This is a genomic window from Flavobacterium sp. FPG59, assembly GCF_002150205.1.
In the GTDB taxonomy this organism is placed as follows: Bacteria; Bacteroidota; Bacteroidia; order Flavobacteriales; family Flavobacteriaceae; genus Flavobacterium.
Window position 1 is genome coordinate 1 of record NZ_MTCA01000149.1, and the last position, 7707, is coordinate 7707.

At 28.7% G+C, this 7707-nt stretch carries 6 protein-coding genes; all 6 read left to right on the forward strand.

The features are described 5' to 3' along the window. The first annotated feature begins 117 nt into the window (after positions 1–117). The 6 genes from FPG59_RS11825 (at position 118) to FPG59_RS11845 (ending at position 7497) form a co-directional block, all read left to right on the forward strand. Positions 118–1281 (forward strand): glycosyltransferase family 1 protein, encoded by a 1164-nt coding sequence (locus FPG59_RS11825; protein WP_140344648.1) that lies wholly within the window; start codon positions 118–120, stop codon positions 1279–1281. 269 nt (positions 1282–1550) lie between these two features. Continuing rightward, positions 1551–2603: an alpha/beta hydrolase gene (locus tag FPG59_RS11830; protein WP_086454801.1), complete on the forward strand. Its 1053-nt coding sequence runs from the start codon at positions 1551–1553 to the stop codon at positions 2601–2603. Positions 2604–2739: 136 nt separating this feature from the next. Next, positions 2740–3387 (forward strand): DUF3667 domain-containing protein, encoded by a 648-nt coding sequence (locus tag FPG59_RS11835; RefSeq protein WP_254906695.1) that lies wholly within the window; start codon positions 2740–2742, stop codon positions 3385–3387. Between the two features lie 1111 nt (positions 3388–4498). Beyond that, positions 4499–4663: a hypothetical protein gene (locus FPG59_RS16630; protein WP_176330741.1), complete on the forward strand. Its 165-nt coding sequence runs from the start codon at positions 4499–4501 to the stop codon at positions 4661–4663. Positions 4664–4740: 77 nt separating this feature from the next. Beyond that, positions 4741–6828 carry a sensor histidine kinase gene (locus FPG59_RS11840; protein ID WP_086454803.1) on the forward strand — a complete coding sequence of 696 codons (2088 nt, stop codon included), beginning with the start codon at positions 4741–4743 and terminating at the stop codon, positions 6826–6828. Positions 6829–6834: 6 nt separating this feature from the next. Next, on the forward strand, positions 6835–7497 hold the full coding sequence (locus tag FPG59_RS11845) for a response regulator (protein WP_086454804.1): 663 nt from the start codon (positions 6835–6837) through the stop codon (positions 7495–7497). The last annotated feature ends 210 nt before the right edge of the window (positions 7498–7707 follow it).

Consider the following 7707-nt stretch of genomic DNA (forward strand, 5'->3'; position numbering starts at 1 on the left):
ACTATGTTTTAGTCAAGAACCAAGTTCGGAAATTCAATTTTATTAACTAAACAGTTGGGGTAAAAAAATGAATATTAGTAGCCTCACAATTAAACTAATTATATAAAAATGACTATTTTGAATATACCATATTTTACTGGAGGTTTGTCGCATATGCTTCCATTACTTGCACTTAATAATAGATATAATAAAAGTTTGAATAGTTATTTCTTGGTTCATAGTAACCTACAAGGCTTTTTGAAAGGGAAAGGTGTAAATTGTGTACCTATAGATTATTTTGGAGATCAAACTGAGTATCCAGGCGATAGTAAGCAAGCCATAGAATATGTTATAAAAAAAGAAAAAGAGGCTTATGAAAAAATTAAACCCACTTTAATAATAGAGGACTGTTCGCTTACTTCTCCTCTTATAGCAGAAAAGAACAATGTGCCTAGAATCTCTATTCAGCGGACAGGATTCTTTAGATCAATAGATAAAAGTTATAGAAATCCTGACCATCTTCATTCTCTGCAAAAGGGGGACTTTGCAGTACTTTCATTAGCCGATTCTACAAATGCTGTTTCAAAATTATTAGAAAATAGTAAGCTTGAACAAAACAATTTTAGCAGCTATCGTAGTGCCAAGGCAAAAATAATTCCTGGCATACCCTCTATTGAATGCCTTCCTGACGACATAGAAGACAGACAATCATATTTCTATTCTGGGCCTTTAATTGTTAAGGATAAACCTTCAAGAAACTTATTGATCAGATTGGGGATATTTTTTGAATTAAATAAAAATAAACCTGTAGTTTTTGTTACAACAGGTACGATTGATAAAACTCCTGTTGAAAAATATATTGAATACTTTGCAAAACGTAATTATGCCGTAATAACAACTAATAATTGTGAAATAAGCGAAGAATATAAACAAAATGTTTTTTACAATGAACTACTCCCTTTGAATTACATCTGCGAAATATCAGACTTAGTTATACATCAGTGTGGCTCAGGAATGTACCATTATCCAATAATGACAAAAACAGCATTTCTAACAATTGGAACCCAGTGTTATGACCGTGAAGACATTGCACAAAGGTTGCAGAAACTTGGTGTTTCTGGTCATATACCTCACCCAGATGACAATCCTGATTATTGGAATATTTTTATTAAACTAATGAACAAGTTTGAAAAAAACACATTAACAGATTATGTTATGATGAATAGACTAAAAAATGAAATAGATAAAACAATGGCAAATTTTCGAATGGAAGAAGTTATAAAATATGCACTAGCTAAATAATACATTCACTTTATTGTTGTTAGAGATCACACAGATACTTCTACGTTGTATCTTAACATACCTCCCAATCCAAAGGATTTAGATATAGAATTGACTGAAGAAGATCTGGAATTTGTGACTTTTTTTGCTCGTTTTTTCGGTAAAGCGATGTGTGTAATTAAATGGCTCTAAGCTTTAATTTATGATTTTTAACAATCACTTAATATAATAACGCTCTGGCTATGCCAAGTTAGGGCTGTATCAATAATTTAAATAAAATTCGACTTACAATGAAAATAATACTTAAAATTTTAATGTGTGTATTACTATCTATTATTTTAGCTGTAGTTATTTGGATATTACTTCCGAACCCTGAATCAGATTTTGATGACACTCCAAGAAAATCGACCGAATATTGGGAATTAAGTACTGGATCAAAAATTGCGTACACACAACTGAAATCAGATGCTGATTCAATCAAATCAACAATTATTTACCTTCATGGCGGTCCAGGCGGTTATATAGATAATTCAGTTATTGAAACATTTAGGGAAATATCGAAACAAGGCTATAATGTTTATTTATATGACCAGATAGGATGTGGTTTATCTGAAAGACTTAAAAATCCGGATGAATATACTGTTGAGCGTCATTCACAAGATTTAAAAGAAATATTAGAAAAAATAAATGCACCTAATATAACTTTGGTTGGACAATCTTGGGGAGGTTTCCTAGCATCATATTTTGTAGCTAATAACCCAAGTTTAGTAACAAAATTAGTTTTAACCTCTCCAGGTCAAATCTGTCCTATTGATTCTTCAAAGTATAATAAATTTGATTCTTCAGATTACATTTATAAACTTACAAGTATTGAAGATCGAATTGATAAAATTAATTTAAAAATAAATGATTTTAGTTTTAGAGAAATTATTTGGGTAACGTTAGCAAATCTTACTAAAAATACTAGAATGATAACTGATAATAAAGTTGACGGTATTCTACATAAGGTTTCTAAAATATTCGTAAAAGGTATGGTTTGTGACTCAACCAAAGTTTCAATACCGACTGGAAGACCAGGTATGTATTGCTCCATGTTCACAAAAAAATCCTGCGAAGATGTTCCTAAAAATATAAGAGACAAAATGAAAAAGTATGATAAACCAGTTCTTATACTAAAACCAGAATGTGATTATTTAGATTGGGAATTTGCTCACGAATACAAGGAACTATATCCCAACTCTGAATTAAAGGTAATTATAAATTCAGGTCATTCCATATTCATTGAAAACCGAAAAGATTATGTTTTTGAAATAATAAACTTTATAGAATCGGGTATACAATAAAAGTACCCAAGTTTTGAATAAATAATAATGTTATAGAATAAAAAAAACAATGACAGATTGCCTAAATTGTAACGCAGCTACTGTATATAATTTTTGCCCATTTTGTGGGCAAAAATCATCTACAAAAAGATTTTCTATGAAACATTTTGTTCTTCATGACTTTATTCATGGCGTGTTTCATTTAGATAAAGGTTTTTTATTTACTGTGAAGGAATTAGTAACTAGACCTGGCCATAGTGTTCGAGAATATATACAAGGTAAAAGAGTTGATCACTTTAATTATTTTACATGCTTTATTCTACTCCTTGCAGTAGGTCATTTCATTGGGAGTTATGCGCAAATTACAGCTGATCAATTATTTGAAGATGGTAAAATGTCGGGATTTCATAAAGTGGCAAAAGATTTTGCTAAATTTATTGTATTAGCCACTGTACCCTTTTATGCGTTTGCTAGTTTTTGCGTCTTTAAAAAAGCTAAATTAAATTACATAGAACATCTTGTAATGGCTATGTATTTAATGAATGGGATATTGATATTAGGTTTATTTTTTACAAGCTTAAGAGTCTTTTACGGGAACATAAAGGTCATGAGAGAATTAAATTTGTTTAATCCTTTGTTAGAGTTCATTTATATGTGCTTTTTTTTCTATCAATTTTTTTCAAAATTTCAATACAAAAAAAGTACTCTTTTTATCTTGATTATACTTAATACGTGTCTTTTACTTATTCTAAAAGGATTAGTAAATTTTACTGTTGATCAAATAGGAACGGCATACTTTAAGTAAGATTATCGTTTGTAGTGAATCTAATCGTGATTTGTAAATTAAATTGGATTCATATAGTTAGCAACACTTAAGTAATCAATTTTAAATCTGAGTTCTTTAATGATTTTTAATTGAAGGCTCACCTACTTTCTTATTGTTGTTTTTTGATTTCAATTTTCACAAATTTTTAGCTTTAATAGTACCGTTAAAACAGTTTGTTCCTATTGATTAATAGTTAAAAATTTACAGGTTATACTTTTAGGTCGGTTTTAAAATACTTAAAGAAGCTTCTGATTACAGTGTTTTCCGGTATCTATACTTAGAATCATACATACTTTAAGATGCTTTTTATAGGCTTTTAATGAATATAGGAAGTTTTTGTTAGGATTTTAAATACCTGTGCCAGATTGAAAAATCGAGACTTCTTCTATATTTCAGTTTAACTCCTATCTCACCTTGTTCTAAAGTAGTATTACTTCATCTATTTGATGAAACAGTAGGATTGATATTTTGGCTGATAAAAGCTTTGTTTTAAATACAACTTGGGCTTGTTTAATCCAGTTCTAACTGCAATATCAATGAAATTTTACACTTTTTCATTACACTTTTTCATTACACTTTTTGTTGCAACCTTCCAATACTTCCTTGTTTTTACACACTAAAAAGTTTCTTTATTGTTTGAAGTAATTTGGTTGTTTTTTATGGGGCATGTATCTTCTTTCTCCAAGATTCATACTTAATTTTTTTTAGAAAAATTCCATCTTCAAATACCTCCAAACATCTCCATTAATTTTCAGTATTATATAACATTGATGATGTTATGTTTATGTTTCATTGCTTAGAGACTGTCTACAGTGCTTTAGCGCTAATTAATCAAAGCTACATTTCATTCTGAAAATGATATTGTTTTTTACCAGAAACATCTGGAACTAGTTCGAAAGACAGATACCCTTAAAAGTACGAATTTTAACATTTTTTACACTTTTAGGTTAAAGCCAAACTTTAGAATCATTATAGATTTGTAGTGTAATATTACAAGAACAAGGAATTCTTGATTAGCAATTTCAATAATGAAATAGCTTCAAAAAACAATGATTCAAAAAACTATTATTAAACATAAATCAAAAAGACCATGAAACATTTATTTTATTGTATAGCCATTCTCGCCCTAGTTGTTAGTTTAAATTCTTGTACTGCTGACGAAATTGAAACAGAAAAACCTAAAGTTCAAGTACAAGCTCAAGATGATGTTGATCCAAAAAATACAAGTGGTGGTATAATACCACCAAAGAAATAATATAGCTATAATAAAACGTTATTAAGAGGTTATTATCTGAATTGATGTCCCTTTTATTGAATCAAAAAGTATAAAAAATGTACTTTTACAATTATTTTAATTCTTCAGTATTGAAACTATTTTACATAGCATTGATTTTTAGTCTATTTTTTTTGGGGTGCCAGCGTAAAGATGAAAAATTTTACGCTCCGACCACTAGTAATGTAGATTCCTTAATTTCAAATTCCAGAGACAAAACCAAAACTAAAAAGGAAAGACTAGAAAAGGCATTATTAGCTTTTAAAATTATTGAAAACAATAATGCTTTAATAGTTTCCTCCGACTATTATTTTGAATTGGCAGATTCGTTTTCACAGCTTGGAGAAAGCCATACTAGTCTTTGCTTATTGCAAAAATTGTATCGCAAATCAATTTTATTAAAAGATAATGAAGGCATTCAAAATGCAAGCTACAGTATTGCAGGTGTGTACAATAATGAAACAAAATATGATTCAGCCTATTATTATTACACAAAATCTGAAAAAGTCATTTTAAAAGAAAAAAATGACAATTTGCTAGGAAACGTTAAAATCCAAAAAGCAGAAATTTTATCATTTAGGAATGATTATATTGGAACCGAAAAACTAGCCATTGAGGCATTAAAAATTGGCATTGCTAAAGAAAACAATTTATTGATTTATAATTGTTATCTTACTTTAGGTACTGCACTCATGGGTTTAAAGAATTATGACAAATCATTAGACTATAACAATAAAGCTATTGAAGCCTCTGAATATCTAAAATCAGAATCAATGTATTTGTCATATAAATGCCAACCCTATAATCAAATTGCAAATATTTATGTAAAAACCCAAAATTATAGTAAAGCTATTGAATTTGCAAAACAGGGATTAGCTTTAGCTGATTTTAAAAAAATAGATCCTCCAATTTATTGTTATCTTATCAATAAATTGGCTTACTCTAAATTTAAACTGGGTGATAAATCATCATTTAAGCAATTTGAAGAAACTTTAAGAATTGGGGACAGCATTGGAAGTACACCTATTCAGATAACTTCTAAAATTTATTTAGGCGAATATTATTTAAATCAAAAAAACGATTCAAAAGCGAATTACTACTTAAAAGAAGCGCAATTGCAAGCACACAGAAATAATCTTTTTGAAGACGAACTCACAATTCTTAAATTTTTAGCTGTAGTCAATCCTCAAGAGGAATCCTTTTTTTCAAATAAATATATTCATCTTACTGATAGTCTTCAAGATGTAGAGCGTACCTCTCGAGATAAATATGCCCGAATTGAGTTTGAGACTGACCAAATAGCTCAAGAAAAAAAAGTAGTTGAGGATAAAAAAAATGAAATTTCTAAACAGTTTTATTTATATGCTGCTTTAAGTGGATTTATATTGCTAGTATTACTATTTGTGTTATCTATCAAAAACAAAAACATTAAACTTGAAAAATTGTTCCGTAAACAGGAGCAAGCTCTTAATGATTCACAGATATATAATTTGATACTTTCAAATCAACAAAAAATTGAAGAGGGTAAGCTTATTGAAAAGCAACGAATTTCCAGGGATCTCCATGATGGAATAATTGGAAAATTGTCTGCAATACGAATGAATTTATATGAAATTAAATACGATCAATCTCCAGAATCCATAAAAAAGCATTTAGATCATATTGCGGGTATGAAAGATATTGAAGAGGAAATTAGAAACCTTACACACGATTTAAATACTACTGTTTTTTCAGGCTCTGATGATTTTGAAGCTATGATTAAAGCTTTATTCACAGAATTAAATCTAAATTTAGCAGCTAAAATAAGCATAGAAGTTGATCCAAGAATAGTATGGTCTGTTATTGATAAAAATGTAAAAATGAATCTTTACAGAATTTTTCAAGAGGCATTGCAAAACATTAATAAATATGCAGACGCTAATTTAATAACGATTGCAATTACTAAAAATGAAACAAGTATAGGAGTTCAAATTGCTGATAATGGGAAGGGTTTTGAAATACAGCAAATAAAAAAAGGAATTGGTTTAAAAAATATGGAATATCGCACCATGGAGCTTAATGGACAATTCTCAATAGAATCTAAACAAAATATAGGAACAAAAATAAATTTGTCAATCCCGATAGAATTCAATAGATTTGAGTTTTAAATATTTATGACAAAAAAAATATTAATAGTTGAAGATCACCCTTCAATGATAACTGCTTATCAGACTATTCTTTCGCACAATAGATTGGGCCATGATTTAGAGTTTTATTCAGCTAATAATTGTGAATCAGCATATGAATGCATTTCAAATGAAATTAATACAATTTCTTTTGATTTGGTTATGCTCGATTATAGTTTACCTCCTTTTCCTGATAAAAATATATTTAATGGAGGTGATTTAGCAGTTTTAGTTCATAAATATATTCCTTCAGCAAAAACGCTTATTATAACCTCGCATTTTGAAAGTGTAATTTTGTACAATATATATCAAAAAACAAAAGTCAATGGAATTTTGGTAAAAACAGATTTTGACGATGAGGAATTGCTATCGGCCTACGATAAAATAATAGCTGGTGAAAATTATTTCAGTAAAACTGCTAATAAAGCAAAAACAGATCGTTTATTAGCTGAAGGACATTTTGACACTATTGATCGTCAAATTATAACGTTAATATCTAATGGATGTCAAATAAAAACTATTGCCACAACAATTAAAGTATCAGAAGATACCGTTAAAAAGCGTAAAAGTAAAATAAAGGATATTTTAGGTATTGATAAAGGCAATGACGAAGACATTTTACGGGAGTGTAGGATATTAAGAATGATCTAAATTTTGATGTAAAAATCTCAAAAAAATAGAAGAAACTTTAAAAGAATAAGTTTTGTAAATAACCTGGTTACATAATACGGTATTTCTTGTGTTTTTTCAATTTATTATCCAACCTCATGCTAAATTAACAAAGCTGTATTTCAAATAGATTCTAATAATGTAGATTTTATTTTTTATTGTTTCATTTATCATTTCCCCTCGAATTTAAAC